We start from the raw sequence: 19,555 nt of genomic DNA on the forward strand, positions 1-19,555 counted from the left end.
TAAACTTATGCCTATTGTCCAAGCATACTAGCTAATGATGATTTTTGTGAATTTAATTGTTCCATTGCTTTTTCTAATGCTGAATATTTTTTATATAATGCATTCTCTTTAGTAGTTAAAGAACTATTTAACTGTGCTATTAATGTCTTTTTCTTAGCTATACTGTTAGTTATAGTATTATCAGTTTCAGTACTACTTCCTGAATATCCAGCCTTTTTTGATAGCGATGAAGTACTTGTTTTAAATTCACTCTTTAAAGCTGATTTAAGTTGAGTTATTGCTCCGCCTTGATCTGTAGTTGATGCTGCTCTTTTAAACAGATCTTGTACATCTCCTGAATTTGCTTCTAATGCTGTTGTTAATTTACTTTCATCTATACTAAGCATTCCATTTTTATCTGTATAATTTTTTATTGGAGCTATTCCTATCTTCTCCAAGCTTAACCCTGAGCCTGACATAACAGAAGACATAGCATTTTTCATTTCACTTGTTATTCTTTGAAGGTCATCATCTTTTCTAAGCAATCCTGTTTGAGCCTTTTTCTCCCATGCTGTAATTTGAGTCTCACTCATTGCCTTCTTTTGTTCATCTGTTAAAGGCATATAATCTTTATCTCTTGTTTCATAAATCTTTGTATTCATGCTTTGTAATAATTTGTTATAATCATTAACAAAACTTACAATCTTATCTTTTAAATCCTTAACATCAGTTGCTCCAGTTAATGATGTTGGAGCATTATATGCAGTTGCTATTTTTACTGTTGTAGTTGTTACTGTAGTGGTAGGGGCACCTGCCTGTGGTGTTAGTGTTTTGGTTATTGATCCATCTGTTCCTATTTTAGTTGTTATTTGCGTTGTTCCATCCACGTCTGTTGTTGTTGTTGTTCCCGCATCTCCTGGTGTTAAATTTGTTCCAGAAGGTGTTATTACCGTTTGGGTTATTGATCCATCTGTTCCTATTTTAGTTACTGTAGTTATTCCCCCTACTGTTGTTGTTGTTGTTCCTGGATCAGTTGTTGCTAAATGTGTTCCTGAAGATGTTGATATTGTTTTTGTTGTTGAGCCACTTGTTGGGTCTACTGTAAAGTCTGTTGTTGTGCTTATTCCATCTTCTCCAACTACTGTTGTTACTGATCCATTTGTTTTATCTTGTTTAGTAACAGAAGAAGTTGTTGTTGTTGTCGTTGGTGTGGTTCCTCCAACTGTTATATCTTTTTGGATTGCAGTTGTTGTTCTTCCATCACCTGAATTCAATGCTGTTGTTGTTAATGTCGTTGTTATTGGTGGTATTGCACTTGTTTCTATTCGTTTCGTTACTGGTATTGTTCCATCAGCGTTTAATTTAGTCGTTGTTGTTGTTGTTCCAATTTTTACTGTTGTTAAAGTGTATCCAGTATTGTTTACTGAATCTAAATTACTTGTATCAGTTGTAGTTTTCATTCCATTTGCATCTGTTACTGTTGTTACTGCTCCTTTTGTAGTTGTAACAACAGTTGATTTATCTTTTGCGGTTACTGTTGTTGTTTTTGTCCCACTACCATCTGTTGTTTCCGTTGTTACTGTCCCATCTGCTGCTGTTGTTTTTTTTGTTGTTATCCCATTAGCTGTTGTTGTTCCATCTGTTGTTGGTGTTCCTACTGCATCTGCCAATGGTGTTAATTCCGTTAATGGTGTTAAAGCTGTTGCTTCTGTTAATGCAACTAATGGTGTTATTGCACCTGCGGCTACAGAAGTTGATGTACTTACTCCCTTAAAATCAAACTGTACATTATCAACAGTTACATTATTACTAATTTGTTTGTCAGCACTAGTTATAGTATATACTTGGCCCTTACTGTTTTTAACAGTAGCTTCAAGATATTTATCTTCAACTTTAGCATGGTCTTTGCTTGTAACTGGTGGACTAGCAGCATCTTTGATTTGAAATCCGCCACCGCCAAATGTATTTGCTGTAAAAGTTACATTTTTGCTAAACTCACTATATTTTGCTGTTACAGCCTTATTAGTCAAATCTGATAATTGAGTTTTTTCACCATCCGATGCAGTTCCGGCTTTTACTTTAGCACTTAAATCTGATTTCATCTTTGCTATTGCTGAATTATAATTCGCTACCGTTATATTCCCGTCAGAAGTTGCTGCAAACGATACTGTTGCTGTCCCAATTGTTATTGATTTATTTCCAGTTTCACTACTAAGTAAACTATCAGATGCTTTAGCTGCTAATTGAGTTACATTTACTGTATAATTATCAATACTTGCTCCTGCTAATCCTTTGGCAGTTACTTTTGACCCATCCGGAGTTGATGTGTAAGTTTGTGTTTGATAAGTATTATCTGACATTAAATTTCCAGTCTTTAATATATCAAAATATTTATCATAAAAATCTGATGAATCGCTCATTATTTGTTTATATTGTTCTTGTTGATATTCTAAAACTTTTCTATTTTGAACTTCTTTATCAACCTTTGCTTGATAAGGTTTCATTGCTGTTTTAACTAAAGTATCTACATCTAAACCTGAATTCATTCCTGTTATTCTTGTTGGCATTTTATATCACTCCTTCTTAATCAACCTTTTTTATTTTTTAGATCTTTTATAAGCTTCTTGCCATGTTTCATTTATATCTTGTACAAGAGGAAGAACTTCATCTATAATTTCTATACTCTTGGTCATATTAGCTTCTATTAGCTTTTCCTTAATAAAATCATATACCCTAAATAATTGAACTGCCCAATCTCCTTGTTTTGTGTCTAAACTAATCATAAGTTCAGAAAATATATCTTGAGTTCTTATTAATGCATCATGTGCCTTTTTTGTATCTTTGTCTATTATAGCTTGTCTAGCTATTTTACAAAACTTAACTGCACCTTCAACTAACATAAGTAGCAATTGTTCCTTTGACGCATAATTCACAGTATTTGTTTTATAAATATTATATCCATTAGAATACATTGATAATTCCTCCTACTTCTTCTTATCTAAAATTCTACCTTTAGAATTTTCATCATTTAGTTCTTCGACTTTTTCTACTTCTACACTTATATTTTTTTTATTATGTTTTACTCCATCTATTGTAATGTATTTTTTTATAATTTCTTCTTCAGTAGAATTTTGGTTTTTATCATAATTCTCATTTTTTTCATCTTTTATATCTTTTTTTATATTTATACTTTTGCCAGAATGAACTTTATCTCCTTTAATTTCTTCTTGCATCCTTTTTCTAATATCAGTGTCAATCTTATTTAATATGAACTCCACTTAAAATTCCTCCCAGCTTTTAGCCTAAACTTTTCTATCAAATAGGCCAACTTGCCTACACATGCTAGCAACCATATCTAAAATTCTTTCTGGTGGAACTTCTAATATGACTTGCTTTGTTTTTTCATCTACAATCTTTATCATTAAGGTCCCAAAATCCTTATGAATAGAGTATTCTGCATATGTGTGTTCATCTTCCATAAAGTTATTAATCTTTTTTAATGCATTATCCAAGTCTTTTTTGCTATAGCCTTGGCTTTTAGTGTCATTTTCTACTGATGATTGATTTTCGATCTTTTTCACTTGCGAAATTGCTACCCCACTACTATTATCTGTATATTGGGAGACAGCAGAATCTGAGCTATACGTATTTGTATTAATTGCGCTTTGCCCTATACCATTAACATCCATGTTTATTCTACCTCCTTGTTTTCTTCTACATAAATTTTAGTATCTACCTTTTCTTTATATTACTTAACATACTAACATCAATTTGAGTTGCTTCTTTATTTTCTTGCTCCACTTCTTCATATAACTCTTTTCTTAGTACTTGAATATCTCTTGGAGCTTTTATTCCAATTTTGACACTTCCATCATCTATCTTACTTACAATAATTTCTATATTATCTCCAATCATAAGGGATTCACCTTTTTTTCTAGTTATAATCAGCATTTCATACCTCCTTATATTAAAGGGTTTTTCACTTTATATTTAGAATTGTCTAATACTATTTGTTCCCCAAAATTATTAGAAGTATTTATAACTATAGGTCCTTGAAGATTAGTAGTTATTTTTTTCGGATCAGAATTTAATGTTACTGTAGTTAATATAATTACTTGCTCCGGAGAATCTATTTTTAATGTTTTAATTGTTTCTTCATTTAATTTAATTTCATAATCATTAAAAAATTCATATGGTGAAGTTACTATTAAGGAAATTTCATCGTTTTCTAAGGATTGTAGTAATTTAAAAGGTTCATATTCTTCTAGATCTAAAAGAATAAATTTTTTCAATTCATTGAATCCTGGAATACCTTTATTAAAAGTAACTCTATTACTTTCTTCATATTGTATTTCGCCATGAACTTTAGAAAGAAATTTCATAATTTATCTTCTCCTAACTATACGTAATTTAATAAACTTTGTGGCAATATTTTTCCACTAGTTTGTAATGAAGCTGTATATACTGTTTGCAGCATTGCATATTCCATAGTCTTTTCTGTTAAATCTATATCTTCTGTTTTAGATAATATATCTGTCATATTATAATTTTGATTTTCATTATTTGTCTTTGCTGACTCCATTCTATTTTGCATAGATCCAGTTTCTGATCTTCGTTGCAATAAATTTGCTGTTACAGACTGTATATCTTTTAATTCAGTTGTATTTAGATTACTTTTAATTCCGCCTACTCCTAAGTCTTTTAATATATTTGTTAAAAGTTCTGAAACATTTATACTTTTCCCACTTTTATCTGTGAATTCTAATACATCAACTGCTGTTTTATTAAAATCACTTTTAACTCCTTGAGATATATCTACTTGTAAGTTTGAATTTATTTGATTTATTGGAATAGTTTTATCTACAGTCTCTAATTCTACAATAGCTGTATCTTTATTTGCTGTTGAATTTTTTATATCAATTTGATCTGCTCTTATAGTTGCAAGTGGTAATCCACCACCAGATGCTGATGTATCCGTATTATATAGTAAACTATTAATATCATCTATCCTATCGTAATCAGGACCAGAACTCGTAGTATAATCTAATACATTTAACTCTTGTTTAAGCTTTGTTATATTTGCCACACTTAAACTAACCTCTGTATTTCCTGTAGGTGAACTTGTAATTGTTCCATCGCTCTTCTCATATCCAGTTATTGCTTTACCAGCTTCATCAGCATATTGCAAAACCCCATTTACTACAGTAGTAGGCTTTGAAGAAGTTTTTGTTCCACCAAATATATAAGAACCATCAAAGTTAGTGTTTAAAATCTGAGATAATTCACTAACTTTTTCTTTAACTTCGTCTCGAAGTGCAATTCTTTCATCTTCTGAATAAGTTCCATTCCCAGCAGTTACAAGTAAACTTTCTACGCGTCCAAAAACATTCCCCATTTGTGATAATGCTGTATCTGTTGTGTCAAGCCAATTTGATATATCCGTTATATTATCATTATATTGCTTATTAGAAGACATCTCTGAATGTAATTGCATATTTCTTGTTGCCTTAGATGGATTGTCTGAAGATATTTGTATTTCCTTTCCTGAAGCTAATTGATTTTGTAATGTTTTCATATTTGTTAAATTTCTATTCATATTTCTCAAATAATTTGAACTCAGCATGTTAGTCGTTACTCTGCTTGACATAATTATCCCCCCTATTTCTTTAATCCATTTATTACTACGTCTAACAACTCATCTATTGTTGATATAATTTTTGCATTTGCTTGATATGCATGTTGAAATTGTATAAGATTAGCATATTCTTCATCTAATGATACTCCAGAAACTTGTGATTTACTGTCCTCAAAGCTAGCTAGATTTGTTTTTCGAATTTCACCTTTTCTAGCAGCTTCTTGCGTATCTGTTGAAACATTACTTATTATAGTAGTATAATAAGTGGTTGCTGTTGTACCTGCTATTCCAGTATTTAATTTCAAACAATCAGTATCTGAAAATCCTGATGGTGTTGTTGTTGTATCTATTCCTACTTTCTTTAAAAAATCCGCTCTATTCATTTCAGTTAGGTCTTCTCCTGATGCTACATTGCTTAAAGTCATTTTTGCCACATTAAGATTAGAAATTGCTGCTGCTCTTTTTCCATCACCGGCTCCATCCTTTAATGTTGTATGACAATTTAGCTCTCCTGGATGTTTTACTAAAACACTATTAATTCTTATAGTGCTAGCAGTAATCCCTTTATCTTTATCTGTATCTACTTTATTTTTCTCATCATATGTAACAAATATAAGATCATTGCCTAATCCTTGTGAAGCTTTACTATCATCAATGCTCCCAGTTTGAATTGCATTAACAGAATAAGCTAATCCTGCTGCAAGTCTATCTAAATTATCCATATATCCTTTTATAGTTTTTTGTACTTCTTGTTCGCTAGCTATATCTCCTTTTATATTATTTTTATTAGTATCTACATTATTAATTCCATTTTCATATTCATAAGTCTTAAATATATTGGGATCTAACTCTGATTTTGTAGTAGGTTCAGATTTTGTTATTGTCTCTCCTGTCGCTGTTGTTCCTGTTGTATCATTTGTTATTGTTGTTATTGTTTTTGTTGATGGTATTTCTGTAGTGATTGGTGTTGTAGTGATCGTTGTTACGAATCCTGAAGCTGTTGTTTTTGTTTTTGTTACTGTTGTTGTTGGTGGAGTAACTGAAGTATCATAAACTGTTCCATCAGTTGGCATAGGGCTTGGTACAGTTGGGGCTGGCGATACTGCTGTGGTAGTAACTTTCACCACATTTCCATTTTCATCTGCTAATAATATTCTATTTTGCATCAAATTATCAATATATTTTTGAGTATCTTTCTTTATCACTTTGGCATCAGCCGCAGTATTAGGTGTTCCATCACCATCAGCATCTGCAGTATTATTTACTACTACACTAAAGCTTTTCAATCCAAGACTCTTATTTCCAAAAGGATAGTATTTTACTGTTACACTCCCTGTGAGATTCCCACTAGCAGTATCTGCTGTTGCACTCTCAACATATGAAAATCTATTATAGTCAACATCATTTGGATCTGATTTAACAAGTGCTGCATTTGGGTATTCTGTTGAAGAAAGATTTATTGCGTTAAATTTTTGTGGATCAATTTTTATTCCAAACTTCTTACTTAAACTATCTAAAAGGTTATCCCTTTTATCCATTAGATCATTTGGTGTTTGATTTACTGATGATACTTCTGATATTTGTTTATTCAATTCATTTATTTGATCCAAATAACTATTAACCTCTAACACACTATTTTGTAGTTCTATTTGAGTACCCTTAATAGTATTTTGTAATGCATTATAAGTATAATTTATTGCATCTGCTAATGCCGATGCACTTGAAATGGCTGCTGATTTTTCGCTTTCTGTTGGTGTTGGTTTGGACGCGCCTGAAAACGAGGCATAGAATTTACTCATGAGTTCTTGTATTCCTGTATCTGATGGTTCTCCAAAAGTACTTGTAACTGCACTTAAAGTTGTACTTGTTGCATTATAATATTCTGATGCTCCTGATTCACTTCTTAATTGATAATCTATAAATGAGTCTCTTATTCTTTGTATTGATGTTATTTCTGCACCTGTCCCAACTTGTCCAGCTTTGTTTGTCTCAAACTTTGACGAAGCTCCAAAAGGTTTTGTTGTTTCTGCTACTGATCTTTGTCTTGAATATCCTGTTGTAGCAGCATTTGCTATATTGTGGGATGTTGTGTTTATTAAGGATTGTTGTACAGCTAATCCTCTTACAGCAATAGTAAATGTATCAAATAGTCCTGCCATTTCTTTTCCTACCTTTCACTTAATCCAACTTCCATGTCATATATAAATAGTAACATCCTTATTACTTTATTAATAAACAATTAACAATGTCCAAAGTTTATATTTGTAAACATAAACTTTACTTATGAGCACTTTATCTTTGGTTAGTTGCCCTTTCTCCTTGGATATTTGTTCATTGTTAATTTATCTTGATAAATTCCCATAAGAATTATAAGTTTTTATTTCTCTACTAGGATTTATTACAGATAATATCTTATTATTAAATATTATTTGTTGCTTCATTAATACATCATTTGTTTCTTTCTTAAAAATAACTTCATTTAATGTAAGCTTTATATCATTATACGATTTAATAAGTTCTTGATTATCTGATTTGTTTACAATCTCTATTATACTTTCTTCTCCAATTATATTTCTTCTTTTAACTTCGTCCTGTGCAATTCTTTTGCCACATTCATTAATCTTATCAACTAATCCCTCTAAACCAAACACATCTTTACTCATTATCATCTTATATTGAGTTTCTAATAATTCTAAGAGTTTTTTCAAATCATCATCTTGGCTTTGTATTAATTTAATAAGTTCATTTATCATATTTATTAATTACTCTCCTTCATTGCATTTAATAAACTTTGTGCAGTTAATTTTGCATCAACATTGTATGTTCCACTATCTACTTTATTTTTGATATCAGCTACTTTTTTTGCATTTCCTATATCATTGCTTAATGAATAATCTTTAAGACTTTTCCCAAGTTCTGAAATTTCAATCCTATCTACTTGTTTAGATTTATTTACCTTATCTGTAGGCTTATTAGAATTTGATTTATATGCATTTATATATGGTTGACTATTTATTCTATTAATACTCATACTTCATTTCTCCATTCTTTTAACTCTATTACTATACTTATCGGTTAATATTATAATAAGTTTATAGCAAAATTTAATTCTAATTTTTAAAAGCAAAAAAAATAGAGAAGTTTCCCTCTCTATAATAATATCCCAATTATATTCATTTTTTATATTATAATCTGCTTACTGCCTTTAAAATGACATTAAATTCAAAAAAGAAAAACTCCCTTTCGGGAGCTCATTATACATTATCGTATTCTTTTTATTCTTTCAACACTGCTTACTATATTAGTTATCCTTATTCCAAAGTTTTCATCAACAACAACAACTTCTCCAAGTGCTATTTGTTTTCCATTAACTAATATTTCAACTGGTTCTTCTGCAAGTTTGTCTAATTCTATTAATGAACCAGTTCCTAAATTTAAGATATCCTGTATACTCTTTTTTGTTCTACCTAGTACTACAGATATATCTAAAGGAACATCCAATATTAAATCTATATTTTTTATTGGAGGAATATTTCTTTGAGGCACTAATGGTTCAAATGCTGCTTGATGAACTTCAACTGGTTGTTGCATTCTTTGCATAGGTTGCTCGTATTGTGGTTGTGATTGATATTGTGGCTCTGGTTGATATTGTGGTTGTTCTACGATAACTGGATCTGGTCTTTGATTTATTTCTTTATTTGCAATTGGTTGACTTTGTGCAGATTTTGCAGCTTCTTCTACTTTATCTTCTCCAGTCATTATTGCAACAATGTGCTTAGCTGTTTTTATTGGGAATATTTGCATTATATTACTATCTACAATATCTCCAATTGTTAACTTAAATGATACTCTAACGATTGGTTCATCTTCTGGTATCGCATCTGAAAGTGGTATTGATCCATCTTCTACCACTTTTGATATTGGCGGTGATATATCAACTTTTCTTCCAAACATAGTAGCCATTGATGTAGCTGCAGAACCTATCATTTGGTTCATTGCTTCTGATACTGCGCTGATTTCTATTTCAGATAACTCATGACCATCTTCTACAGTTCCATCTCCGCCCATCATGAGATTTGATATAACTAAACCATCTGAAATTTTTATAATTAATATATTTCTTCCTATTATCCCTGCAGTATACTCAATATCTAAAACAATGTTAGGAGTTTCAAAACCTTCTTTTATCTCCCTTAAAGTTGTTACAGTTACTACTGGTGTAGTTATGTTAACCTGTAGATTTATAAGTTGATATAATGCTGTCGACGCTGAACCCATAGAAATATTACCAATTTCTCCAAGTAAATCTTTATCAACATCAGTTATGATATCTACTTCCGAATTACCTGGATCAGATGATGTATTTTCACCTTCACCAGAAGGTGTGTCTTCTCCTGCTAATAATGCATTTATTTCTTCTTGTGATAAAAAATTATTGCTCATACTCATCCACTTCCTTATCTGTTATATCCAAAATAATAACCCCCATATTTTTTCCTGTTGTACCAGGTTTAGCATAGTAACACTCTTCATTACCTACATATACCTTTATTGGGGATGAACTCTTAGCATCAAGTTTAATCACATCACCTACTGTTAATCTTAAGAAATCATCTACTGTTATACTAGTATGTCCAAGTTCTGCTATTACTTCGACATCAACTTTATTAATACCTTTTTCTATTTTTTCCCTTGACTCAGCCATAAGACTTTCGTCATCATTTCTAAATGCATATTGTACTACTAATTTATCCAATATTTTTTCTATGCTTAAATAAGGAATACACATATTTATAAAAGTACTACGTTTATTCATTTCTACTGAAAATGTTATTAATGCTACCGGATCGTTAGGCGCCATCGTCTGATTTACTCCAGGATTTGTTTCAACAGCTTCAATTTCAGGCTCAACCTCTACAATAGATGCCCATGCCAATTTCAAATTACCTATCATTCCATTTGTTATTTGTTTCATTATATTGATATCTATATCTGTAAATTCTTTTGTTTGAACTTTCCTATCCCCTTTTCCTCCAAGTAATATATCTATTACCTGAAGTGAAAACTGAGGATTCGTTTCAAATATTATATTTCCGGTAAGTGGTGGCATTTTAAATATTGTCATAATAGTAGGGTTTTGTACAGAATGTATAAACTCCTCATATGCTATCTGTTCTACAGTTTCTATTTTCACTTTAACATTTTGTCTTGTTTGACCCGTTAAATAATTGGAAAGAATTCTTGCATAATTATCATGAATCAATTCAAGTGTCCTTATATGCTCTTTTGAGAATTTTTGAGGACTTCTAAAATCATAAAGTTTAACCTTATGCTGTTCTTCGTCTTTACCAATTTCGTTAGATTCCAATTCGCCTGTAGATAAGGCAGATAGTAGCGAATCTATTTCATTTTGCGATAATACATCTGCCATGTTCTTCCCTCATTTCAATAATTCAGTTGATAATTACTTCAATAATTTGTCAATATCTATTATTGTAAGAAGCTTTTCATCATAGTTTAATATACCTTTTATGTAAGGTTGCTCTTTAGCAGCTTCCTCATCTAATCTTTGTATACTTTTCTCATCTATATCTAAAACTTCTTCAACTTCATCTACAGTTATTCCTATTTCTTCATCTTTTACTGTCAAAATTATTATGTTGTTTTGTTCTGTGCCAGGAGTTACATTTAATAATAAATTTATGTCAACAAGAGATTTAATACTTCCGCGTAAATTTATTAATCCTTTTATATAACTTGGAGCCTTAGGAACTTTTGTAATTCCCATAGTATCATTAATACTTTGAACTCTTTCTGTTTCTACTGCAAAATGTTCTTCTCCTAATTTGAATACTACTATTTGCATTTTTTACCCTCCTTAACAATTGTCAATTTTCATTTCTCAATTTTCATTTCTCAATTATTCAGAAATTCCAAAGGAATTTCAACCTAAATTGTTCATTGTTAACTGTTAATTGACTTAATTATCCTACAACTTTCTTTATAGCTTCTAAAACTCTATCAGCTTGGAATGGTTTTACTATAAAATCTTTTGCACCTGCTCTTATTGCATCCATAACCATAGATTGTTGGCCCATTGCAGAACACATTATTACTTTAGCATTTGGATCAAATGCTTTTATTTGTTTAACTGCTTCAATACCATCCATATCAGGCATTGTTATATCCATTGTAACAACATCTGGTTTTTCTTTCTTATAAAGGTCTACTGCGACTATTCCGTTATTTGCCTCTCCTACTATTTCAAAATCATTTTTTTCTAAAATATCCTTTATCATCATTCTCATAAATGCTGCATCGTCTACAATTAAAACTCTAGCCATATAATTTTCCCTCCAAATTTAATTTATTCCTATAGATTTCAATATTTTTTCTAATGAGCCAGGCATTGGGATATAATAAAAGTGCCCGCCTATATTTTCTTCTGTCTCATCTAAAAATACAGTTTCAATATCTAATATATATTCATCGTATTGATTAGATTCAATAAATGTTGTTGTGAGTATTGCACCTAACATATCATATGATGTAGCTGGTACAGATGGTGCTATAGCAAGATTAGTTAATTGTGCTATAGCGTTCATATAAGATGCTGATATTATATTTGCTATCTCACATAATACTGAACTCCCCATTTCACTTTCAGGCGATTGTCTACTTCCAACTAATTTTTCTATTACATTTTCAGCCGTTGACTTTTCGAATACTAATAGAATATTTCCTGCAATATCCCCAAGTACCCTAACTACAGTACCAGCAACTTCAACTTCTCCATTTTCTTGAACTATATCATCTAATTTTATTATATTCACTGCTGGTACTGTCATATCTACTTTTCTGCCTATCATCATAGAAAGAGCAGTTGCTGCATTTCCTGCACCTATGTTAGAGACTTCTTTAAGTGCATCTAATTGCAAAGCGCTTAAATTAGAATACTCCACTTATATACCCCTCCTTAAAATTTCACTTTATTTCAGTTATAGTAATGCTCCTACATCTAATATTAATGTTACTAAACCATTTCCTAGTATAGTTGCACCAATATATTGATCTAAACTCTTTAGCGTCTTTCCAAGTGGTTTTATTACAATTTCTTGTTGTCCAAGCAATGAATCTACTAATAATCCTATAGTTTTATCGCCAACATTTACTATTATAACAAACTTCTTATCAGTTGCGCTAGCCTCAATATCTAAAGTTTCATTTAATCTTACTAATTGGATTACATTTTCTCTATAAACAATAACTTCTTTTCCATTACTTCTCTTTATATTTTCCTCCTTATAATCTATTACTCTGTCTATAAATCCTAATGATATTGCAAGTGTTTCTTCACCTATTTTTACAAGTAGAGCTTGTATGATTTGTAGTGTTAGTGGAAGTTTAATAACAAAAGTTGATCCCTTGCCTTCTTCACTATATAAATCTACTGTACCTCCGAGTGCTGCAATTTTTGTCTTAACAACATCCATTCCAACCCCTCTACCTGAGATATCTGTTACTACCTCATTAGTGCTAAATCCTTGTGCAAAAATCAAATTTTTAATATCATTATCAGACATTCCTTCTGTATTTATTCCTTTTTGCTCAGCTTTTGTTCTTACTCTTTCAAGATTTATTCCTGCACCATCATCAATTACTTTAATTAATGCTTTTGTTCCTTCTTGATATGCAACTAACCTAACTGTTCCAACTGGTGATTTACCTTGTGCAATTCTCTTTTCTGCTGATTCCACACCATGGTCTGCTGCATTTCTTAATAAATGGATTAATGGTTCTCCAATTTCATCAATTACTGTTCTATCGAGTTCTGTATCAGCGCCTTCTATAACAAAGTTAATTTCCTTGTTTAATTCTACTGATATATCTCTTATCATTCTTGGGAATCTATTAAATACTGTATCTAATGGTAACATTCTAATCTTCATAACTAAATCTTGAAGATCAGATGTTGTTCTTCCCACTTGTTCTAAAGTTTCATTTAATTCTTGTGATTTATGTGAAATAACTATTTGTTCTAATCTTGTTCGATAAATTACAAGTTCTGAAACCATATTCATTAAATTATCTATTCTCTCTAAATCAACTCTTACAGATTGATGTGTTTTTTTAGATTCTTTCTTTTGAGTTGATTTCTTTGCTAACACTTGTTCCGCTTCAACCTCTTCAGGTGCTGGATTTTCACTTGAAGCTTTTTTCTCCACTTTTTGTTCTTCTTTGTTTTCGATTTCTTTTGGAGCTACTACTTCAATACTTTCAAATTCAATCAATGAAGCTTCAACTTTTGATACTTCTGAAATTCCATTAACAACAGCTATTATTTCATCAATAGTATTTTTAGTTACTAAAATAAACTTCAATTCAAAATCAAACTCTTCGTTTTCAATATCTTGAGTTGATGGTTCCGATTTTAAAATTTCACCTTGTTCTTCAAGATCTTTAACAATTAAAAATGCTCTCGCAGATTTCAACAAGGTATTTTCACTTAATGTTACTTTTATTTCAATCGAATTATATCCTTTTTCTTTTGCTTGCTTAATTACAGATGTATCATATTGGTTTAAATCTAGTTCCAAATCACTATTAATCATTGATTTTTCAACATTTCCATCTGTATTTTTTTTATTTTGAATTTGCTCTGATGTCTTATTTCTATTATCATTATTTTTTATATTAGCAAGAGCTTGAATTATACTATCTATTTCTATTTTTTCACTTGATCCTTCTTGAACATTATCAACCATTTTTTCTAATGTATCAAGACAATCAAATAATACCGTTACTACATCTTGTGTTACTTTTAATTCTCCCTCTCTAAACTCAGCTAAAACATCCTCCATTTTATGAGTTAGTTCCGCAAGTTCTGTAAACCCCATAGTTGCTGCCATTCCCTTAATTGTATGGGCAACTCTAAATATTGCATTCACCTTATCCAAATCCTCTGGATTTTGTTCTAAATCCAATAGTGACTCATTTAATGTTTGTAAATTTTCTAATGACTCCTCTAAAAACATTGACATATATTGAGATGTATCCATCTTTATTCCTCCTTTATATTTTTTTATAGATAAAGGTTGATGCTTTTTCAAATCCATAGTCTCTATAATTATAAATGCTTTCTGTAGCTCCTACAAATAAAAGTCCACCTTTTTTTAATGAATTACTAAACTTTTTATAAATTTCTTGTTTTATATCATTGTTAAAATAAATAACAACATTTCTACATATGATTAAATCAAACCCGGTTTCATAACCATCTAAAATCAAATCATGTTTCTTAAAAGTTACCATATTTTTAATTTTAGAGTCTATATAATATTTATCGTCTTTTATTTTGAAATATTTACTTAAATCAGCACTATTTATACCCTTCATTTCATTTTGAGTGTATTCTCCAGCTTTAGCTTTTTCAAGTATAGTATTATCTATATCAGTTGCCATTATATTATGTCTTCCATTTGGTGCTAACCTATTTAATATCATCCCTACGGTATATGGTTCACAACCTATTGAACAAGCAGCACTCCAAATTTTTAAATTAGAAGTATTAGGTAATAATTCTTTTGAAATTTGCTTTTCTAAATCAACAAACAATTCTGGATTTCTAAAAAACTCTGTAACATTTATTGTTATGAAATCTAAGAATTTTTGTTTTTGTTCTGAATTATTTTTTATAACTTTTGAATATTCATCTAATGTTTGTATTCCAACTCTTGTCATCAAACTATTTATTCTTCTATTAAGCTGTTCTGGTTTATACGCTGATAAATTTATTCCGAGTTCTTTATGAACCCATTTATGAAATTCGTTAAAATCCATATTCCCTCCTCTATACCCCTTTAATTATTTTTATTATCCTACTAGCTATTTCATTAAGTGGAACTACTAAATCTACTTTTCCAGTTTCAAATGCTGCTTTGGGCATACCATAAATTGTACATGTGGATTTATCTTCCGATATAGTTATCCCACCGTTATCCTTTATATTGCCAGTTCCATCAGCACCATCTCTGCCCATTCCAGTTAAAATTGCAGATATTAAATTTCCTCCATACACCTTTATAGCAGAGTTAAATAATTTATCTACTGCTGGTCTAACACCCCATATAGCTGGTTCTTCATTTAGGCTTAGTGCATTATTAGCACCAACAGTCATATGTTGACCACCCTTAGCAATATATATTGTATCTTTATATATTTTCATTCCTTCACTTGCTTCAAGCACTTTCATTTTGCAAGCTTTATCTAGTCTTTCTGCAAATACTTTTGTAAAACCTTCTGGCATATGTTGAACTACAAAAACCGGAACTCCTAAATCTGATGGAAGTTTCGTTAATACTTCTTGAAGCGCCTTAGGTCCTCCGGTAGATGCTCCAATAACAACTGCATCTATCCTTTTGTTCTTAGCTATAGTACCCAATGGTTGTATATTTTTTTCTTTTATTGTAGCTACATCATTATTGGTATAGCTTGTCTTATCTGTGTTCATAATATTTTTCCTAGAATTCACATTACTTGTTATACTTTTTATTTGCTCTATTAGATTTTTTTCAACTTTCATTATATCTAAAGAAATACTTCCTGATGGCTTAGTTATAAAACTAATAGCTCCATTATCTAAACATTCTAAAGTTAATTCAGATCCTTCTGTTGTTAAACTACTAACCATTAATACCGGATAATTTTTCCCTAGTCTTTTTAATTCCTTAAGGGTTGCAAGTCCATCTAAATCTCTCATATGTACGTCCAGTGTGATAATATCTGGATTGTAATTATCTACCTTTTCAACAAGTTCTCTTCCATCTCTAAATTTAGCTACAACTTCAAAATTGCTTTCTGACTCTATCATATCTGATATTGCTTTTCTCATGAAAGCTGAATCATCAACAACTATAACTTTTGTTTTATCCACCTACTTCACACCTTTCTTTATAATTCAATAATTCCCAAGCCTACTACTTTAAGTATTACTTTTCCATCATTAGCTTGGAGAATCATAGTTCTTCCTTTATTTCCGCCAATTTCTTCAGCAAGTATTGGAATTGATACCTCTTTCAATGATTTTTTAACTGCTTCACCATTCCTCTTTCCAATATCGCTTATTATACTTTTATCAGAAAAATTAAACATTGAAGCTCCTCCAGCAATCTTTGCTATGAGGTTTCTCTTTTTACATCCTTGGCCCTCCATTTTTTCAATTAACATTGGAATAGCTAAATCCGCAAATTTCATGGGGTTTGTACTACTTTTAAATTGAGTACTATCCGGAAGCATTATGTGAGCTAATCCCGCCACTTTAAGAGTCTTATCATATAAAGCTATGCCTATACACGATCCTAATCCTATTGTCATTATTGCACCTGGATCTAACACTAAATTTAAATCAGCTATTCCAACTTTTATTTCTGTACTTACCATTTTTACCCCCTAGAAAATATTGTCTTCATCCTCTGAAGACAATATTTCTTCTAAATCTAATAAAATAACTATATTATCTTCTAATTTTATTAATCCTGCAATATATTTTTTATCTATTGTAGTTGTTATTTGTGGTGCTTCTTCCACTAAGTCACTATTAACATCCTTTACTTCATAAACATTTTCTACGATAATTCCAAATTTATTTTCTTTTCTTTTTACAACTATTATTTTTCTATTTTCGCTTTCTTTATCTTGTCCAAAATTAAATTTTCTTGATAAACTTATTATTGGAAGTATGCTTTGTTCATAGTTTATTACTCCTTTTACAAAGGTAGGTGCATCTGGAAGAACTGTTGGTTCTTGATATCCCAAAATTCTTTCAACTTCCTTTATATTTGTTGCATAATGTTCTCCATTTAATCCAAATATCAATATTTTAATTTCACTATTCGCCATTTTTCATAAACCTCCTATAAATTAAATTTATCAATTGTAATTTCTCCAGTTTTATCTATATATACTTCCACATTTTTGGCTGATTCTTCTAACATAATTTGCCTTTCTCCAAAACAAAAAATTGTATTATTATATGCTATATCAGCCATAATACGCCCTGTTTTAGGAACTTTTAGTATGGTGTTAACCCCAGCGGTGCTTCCTACTGATTTTAATTTTATTTCATGACCAGCACATAGAGTGCCTCCTCTAGAAACAGCATGATCACCAGTAAATTCTATATTATTTAACGCTGTTATATTAGAATTATATTGTCCTTTCCCTGTTATAAAAACACTTCCAGATGCTTCGATTTCAGCCCCTTGTGCATACGCCAAATAAATATTTGTCGGAATAATCACCGAGTTTTCCATTTCTTCCATTTCTTCCTTCACTGTTTCAATAAACTGTTGCAATTCTCTTATTTTTTTTATTTTTAATGGTCCAAGCCCTAATAATTTATTTATTATAAACGTAGTTATATCACTTTGTTGAATTCCTTGAGACATATTATAATTCAAAATACTTCTTGATAATTTAGGAAGTAACTTAAACTTATTCTCTATTAATATTTTAATAATTTCCCCATATTCTTTCATTCCGAGTAGATTATTTTCTTTTATTTGTTCAGCTGAAGAACATAATTCATTTAAAACATTTTTGAAACTAATTAAATTATCTAAATACTGTTTTCTTTCAACGTTTTCAGAACCAGCGGTTACTGTTGAATTTAATACGTTACCATTAATAGTAATTTCTCCCGAAGATCTTACTACTGCCGTTTCTACATTTTTTCCCACATGAAGATCATTTCCTACTTTAACTTCCATGCCTTCTGAAATAGCTCCAACCACGTCTACATTTCCAACAAAATCTATATTTCCACTTTTCAAATCCACTTGATCTACTTTATATAGCTTGTTTACAACAATCACATTTCCTTTAATGGCTGGTTTTCCCTCTGTAGTTGCTATAATATTATTATTTTCAAGTTTACAGCCCTCTCCAGTTTTTACCATAAATTTTTTAGCTGTTTTTCTTTTTATTGACAGTCCTAAAACGTCTATACCATCTACCCCTGATTTACCTGGTACTATTTTTGCTATAACATCTCCTATCTTTACATTAGAAAATGAATATCTATTTCTATAATCTACTTTTTGCTCAACATCCGTATGCTTTATTAATTCTTCTGAATCCTTGAACAAAGTCTGAATCTCATCTGCTATGTCATTTTGAACTGATAATCCTTTAGCTATTATTTTATTATTTACCTGATATTCATTGCATACATTATTAAGCTCATCTTCTATAATACCATATCGAATTCCTTTGCTTTGTATCAATTCTTTCAATTCTTTTGGAGAGTATTTAGTTGGATACTCTTCGCTAACTTTTTTCTTTATAAGTGTCAAATTTTTATGATATTCTTGATCAACTAGTTTATATACGTGTTTTGAGATAGATTCTATATTAATATAAGCTTCCATTTTATCAGTTGTAATTGATATATTCACAGTTCTCATAGGTTCAATTTCATCAAATTTATATTCAATTTTATCTTTACCTGTTACTATAGTTATCAGATCGCTTTTTTCTCCATTAACAAACAAATTCACACCTGAGCATGACTTTATTGTAATAATCTCATCATTATCTTTAGATTCTGTTATTATTATTTTACCATCTTCTACCTTAGCTCCAAATGTTTCTTTAACTTCTATTTCTTCTTCAATCTCTATTATTTCTTTTTCTTCAAGTTTAATTTCAGTATTTAGGTCGTCATTTAATATTTCTATTTCAAATTTTTTTTTAAAAAACCTTTTTTCTTCTTTAGTCACTCTATATTTTAGAGCTTCTTTAGAAATATTCAATTCAAATGATGCTTTTTCAATACATTCTTCTAAAGATGTTCCAGAAAATTTCACATTCATAAATACTCCCCCATTAAAATACTTCTTAATTAAGTATATCACAGCCTAGTTTAATTTTATATCGAAATTT

At 30.3% G+C, this 19,555-nt stretch carries 21 protein-coding genes; all 21 read right to left on the reverse strand.

Annotated features, from left to right (window positions below):
* Positions 1-11 precede the first annotated feature (11 nt).
* The 21 genes from fliD to psyc5s11_RS23560 all read right to left on the reverse strand — a co-directional run bounded on the left by fliD (position 12) and on the right by psyc5s11_RS23560 (position 19,485).
* Complete coding sequence (gene fliD / locus psyc5s11_RS23460) at positions 12-2,546, reverse strand: flagellar filament capping protein FliD (RefSeq protein ID WP_224034878.1); 2,535 nt, start codon at positions 2,544-2,546, stop codon at positions 12-14.
* A 30-nt stretch (positions 2,547-2,576) separates the two neighbouring features.
* Positions 2,577-2,951: a flagellar export chaperone FliS gene (fliS, locus tag psyc5s11_RS23465; RefSeq protein ID WP_224034879.1), complete on the reverse strand. Its 375-nt coding sequence runs from the start codon at positions 2,949-2,951 to the stop codon at positions 2,577-2,579.
* A gap of 12 nt (positions 2,952-2,963) precedes the next feature.
* Positions 2,964-3,257 (reverse strand): hypothetical protein, encoded by a 294-nt coding sequence (locus psyc5s11_RS23470; protein WP_224034880.1) that lies wholly within the window; start codon positions 3,255-3,257, stop codon positions 2,964-2,966.
* A gap of 24 nt (positions 3,258-3,281) precedes the next feature.
* Positions 3,282-3,668: a flagellar protein FlaG gene (locus psyc5s11_RS23475; RefSeq protein WP_224034881.1), complete on the reverse strand. Its 387-nt coding sequence runs from the start codon at positions 3,666-3,668 to the stop codon at positions 3,282-3,284.
* Between the two features lie 43 nt (positions 3,669-3,711).
* A complete protein-coding gene (gene csrA / locus psyc5s11_RS23480; RefSeq protein WP_224034882.1) occupies positions 3,712-3,930 on the reverse strand; it encodes a carbon storage regulator CsrA in 219 nt (72 codons plus the stop codon).
* Positions 3,931-3,941: 11 nt separating this feature from the next.
* On the reverse strand, positions 3,942-4,361 hold the full coding sequence (gene fliW, locus psyc5s11_RS23485; RefSeq protein ID WP_224034883.1) for a flagellar assembly protein FliW: 420 nt from the start codon (positions 4,359-4,361) through the stop codon (positions 3,942-3,944).
* Between the two features lie 17 nt (positions 4,362-4,378).
* Positions 4,379-5,626, reverse strand: a complete 1,248-nt coding sequence (gene flgL / locus psyc5s11_RS23490) for a flagellar hook-associated protein FlgL (protein WP_224034884.1) — start codon at positions 5,624-5,626, stop codon at positions 4,379-4,381.
* An 11-nt stretch (positions 5,627-5,637) separates the two neighbouring features.
* Positions 5,638-7,773 (reverse strand): flagellar hook-associated protein FlgK, encoded by a 2,136-nt coding sequence (gene flgK / locus psyc5s11_RS23495; protein ID WP_224034885.1) that lies wholly within the window; start codon positions 7,771-7,773, stop codon positions 5,638-5,640.
* A 183-nt stretch (positions 7,774-7,956) separates the two neighbouring features.
* Positions 7,957-8,367, reverse strand: a complete 411-nt coding sequence (flgN, locus tag psyc5s11_RS23500) for a flagellar export chaperone FlgN (protein WP_224034886.1) — start codon at positions 8,365-8,367, stop codon at positions 7,957-7,959.
* Positions 8,368-8,372: 5 nt separating this feature from the next.
* Positions 8,373-8,645, reverse strand: a complete 273-nt coding sequence (gene flgM, locus psyc5s11_RS23505) for a flagellar biosynthesis anti-sigma factor FlgM (protein WP_224034887.1) — start codon at positions 8,643-8,645, stop codon at positions 8,373-8,375.
* Between the two features lie 230 nt (positions 8,646-8,875).
* A complete protein-coding gene (gene fliY, locus psyc5s11_RS23510) occupies positions 8,876-10,063 on the reverse strand; it encodes a flagellar motor switch phosphatase FliY (RefSeq protein ID WP_224034888.1) in 1,188 nt (395 codons plus the stop codon).
* Positions 10,047-11,045, reverse strand: a complete 999-nt coding sequence (gene fliM, locus psyc5s11_RS23515) for a flagellar motor switch protein FliM (protein WP_224034889.1) — start codon at positions 11,043-11,045, stop codon at positions 10,047-10,049. The genes fliY and fliM overlap by 17 nt, the downstream gene beginning before the upstream one ends.
* Before the next feature lie 33 nt (positions 11,046-11,078).
* On the reverse strand, positions 11,079-11,480 hold the full coding sequence (locus tag psyc5s11_RS23520) for a chemotaxis protein CheW (RefSeq protein WP_224034890.1): 402 nt from the start codon (positions 11,478-11,480) through the stop codon (positions 11,079-11,081).
* Between the two features lie 118 nt (positions 11,481-11,598).
* Positions 11,599-11,958: a response regulator gene (locus psyc5s11_RS23525; RefSeq protein ID WP_009172161.1), complete on the reverse strand. Its 360-nt coding sequence runs from the start codon at positions 11,956-11,958 to the stop codon at positions 11,599-11,601.
* Positions 11,959-11,976: 18 nt separating this feature from the next.
* The gene (locus tag psyc5s11_RS23530; RefSeq protein ID WP_224034891.1) at positions 11,977-12,576 is read right to left on the reverse strand and encodes a chemotaxis protein CheC; all 600 of its coding nucleotides are present in this window, start codon (positions 12,574-12,576) and stop codon (positions 11,977-11,979) included.
* Between the two features lie 36 nt (positions 12,577-12,612).
* Positions 12,613-14,673: a chemotaxis protein CheA gene (locus tag psyc5s11_RS23535; RefSeq protein WP_224034892.1), complete on the reverse strand. Its 2,061-nt coding sequence runs from the start codon at positions 14,671-14,673 to the stop codon at positions 12,613-12,615.
* 13 nt (positions 14,674-14,686) lie between these two features.
* Positions 14,687-15,454: a CheR family methyltransferase gene (locus psyc5s11_RS23540; protein WP_224034893.1), complete on the reverse strand. Its 768-nt coding sequence runs from the start codon at positions 15,452-15,454 to the stop codon at positions 14,687-14,689.
* A gap of 10 nt (positions 15,455-15,464) precedes the next feature.
* Complete coding sequence (locus tag psyc5s11_RS23545; RefSeq protein WP_224034894.1) at positions 15,465-16,547, reverse strand: protein-glutamate methylesterase/protein-glutamine glutaminase; 1,083 nt, start codon at positions 16,545-16,547, stop codon at positions 15,465-15,467.
* A gap of 17 nt (positions 16,548-16,564) precedes the next feature.
* On the reverse strand, positions 16,565-17,053 hold the full coding sequence (locus psyc5s11_RS23550; RefSeq protein WP_224034895.1) for a chemotaxis protein CheD: 489 nt from the start codon (positions 17,051-17,053) through the stop codon (positions 16,565-16,567).
* Between the two features lie 9 nt (positions 17,054-17,062).
* Positions 17,063-17,512, reverse strand: coding sequence for a chemotaxis protein CheW (locus tag psyc5s11_RS23555; protein ID WP_224034896.1), 450 nt, complete (start codon positions 17,510-17,512; stop codon positions 17,063-17,065).
* A 14-nt stretch (positions 17,513-17,526) separates the two neighbouring features.
* Positions 17,527-19,485: a DUF342 domain-containing protein gene (locus tag psyc5s11_RS23560; RefSeq protein ID WP_224034897.1), complete on the reverse strand. Its 1,959-nt coding sequence runs from the start codon at positions 19,483-19,485 to the stop codon at positions 17,527-17,529.
* Positions 19,486-19,555 lie beyond the last annotated feature (70 nt).

The organism is Clostridium gelidum (genome assembly GCF_019977655.1).
Lineage (GTDB): Bacteria > Bacillota > Clostridia > Clostridiales > Clostridiaceae > Clostridium > Clostridium gelidum.

Bases quoted from the DNA above. Each gene is read 5' to 3' on its own strand.
- fliD (WP_224034878.1), bottom strand. From the start codon at position 2,546: ATGCCAACAAGAATAACAGGAATGAATTCAGGTTTAGATGTAGATACT.
- psyc5s11_RS23475 (WP_224034881.1), bottom strand. From the start codon at position 3,668: ATGGATGTTAATGGTATAGGGCAAAGCGCAATTAATACAAATACGTAT.
- flgN (WP_224034886.1), bottom strand. From the start codon at position 8,367: ATGATAAATGAACTTATTAAATTAATACAAAGCCAAGATGATGATTTG.
- fliY (WP_224034888.1), bottom strand. From the start codon at position 10,063: ATGAGTATGAGCAATAATTTTTTATCACAAGAAGAAATAAATGCATTA.
- psyc5s11_RS23535 (WP_224034892.1), bottom strand. From the start codon at position 14,673: ATGGATACATCTCAATATATGTCAATGTTTTTAGAGGAGTCATTAGAA.
- psyc5s11_RS23525 (WP_009172161.1), bottom strand. From the start codon at position 11,958: ATGGCTAGAGTTTTAATTGTAGACGATGCAGCATTTATGAGAATGATG.
- psyc5s11_RS23550 (WP_224034895.1), bottom strand. From the start codon at position 17,053: ATGGTAAGTACAGAAATAAAAGTTGGAATAGCTGATTTAAATTTAGTG.
- psyc5s11_RS23540 (WP_224034893.1), bottom strand. From the start codon at position 15,454: ATGGATTTTAACGAATTTCATAAATGGGTTCATAAAGAACTCGGAATA.
- flgM (WP_224034887.1), bottom strand. From the start codon at position 8,645: ATGAGTATTAATAGAATAAATAGTCAACCATATATAAATGCATATAAA.
- flgK (WP_224034885.1), bottom strand. From the start codon at position 7,773: ATGGCAGGACTATTTGATACATTTACTATTGCTGTAAGAGGATTAGCT.
- psyc5s11_RS23555 (WP_224034896.1), bottom strand. From the start codon at position 17,512: ATGGCGAATAGTGAAATTAAAATATTGATATTTGGATTAAATGGAGAA.
- fliW (WP_224034883.1), bottom strand. From the start codon at position 4,361: ATGAAATTTCTTTCTAAAGTTCATGGCGAAATACAATATGAAGAAAGT.
- csrA (WP_224034882.1), bottom strand. From the start codon at position 3,930: ATGCTGATTATAACTAGAAAAAAAGGTGAATCCCTTATGATTGGAGAT.
- psyc5s11_RS23520 (WP_224034890.1), bottom strand. From the start codon at position 11,480: ATGCAAATAGTAGTATTCAAATTAGGAGAAGAACATTTTGCAGTAGAA.
- fliS (WP_224034879.1), bottom strand. From the start codon at position 2,951: ATGTATTCTAATGGATATAATATTTATAAAACAAATACTGTGAATTAT.
- flgL (WP_224034884.1), bottom strand. From the start codon at position 5,626: ATGTCAAGCAGAGTAACGACTAACATGCTGAGTTCAAATTATTTGAGA.
- psyc5s11_RS23560 (WP_224034897.1), bottom strand. From the start codon at position 19,485: ATGAATGTGAAATTTTCTGGAACATCTTTAGAAGAATGTATTGAAAAA.
- fliM (WP_224034889.1), bottom strand. From the start codon at position 11,045: ATGGCAGATGTATTATCGCAAAATGAAATAGATTCGCTACTATCTGCC.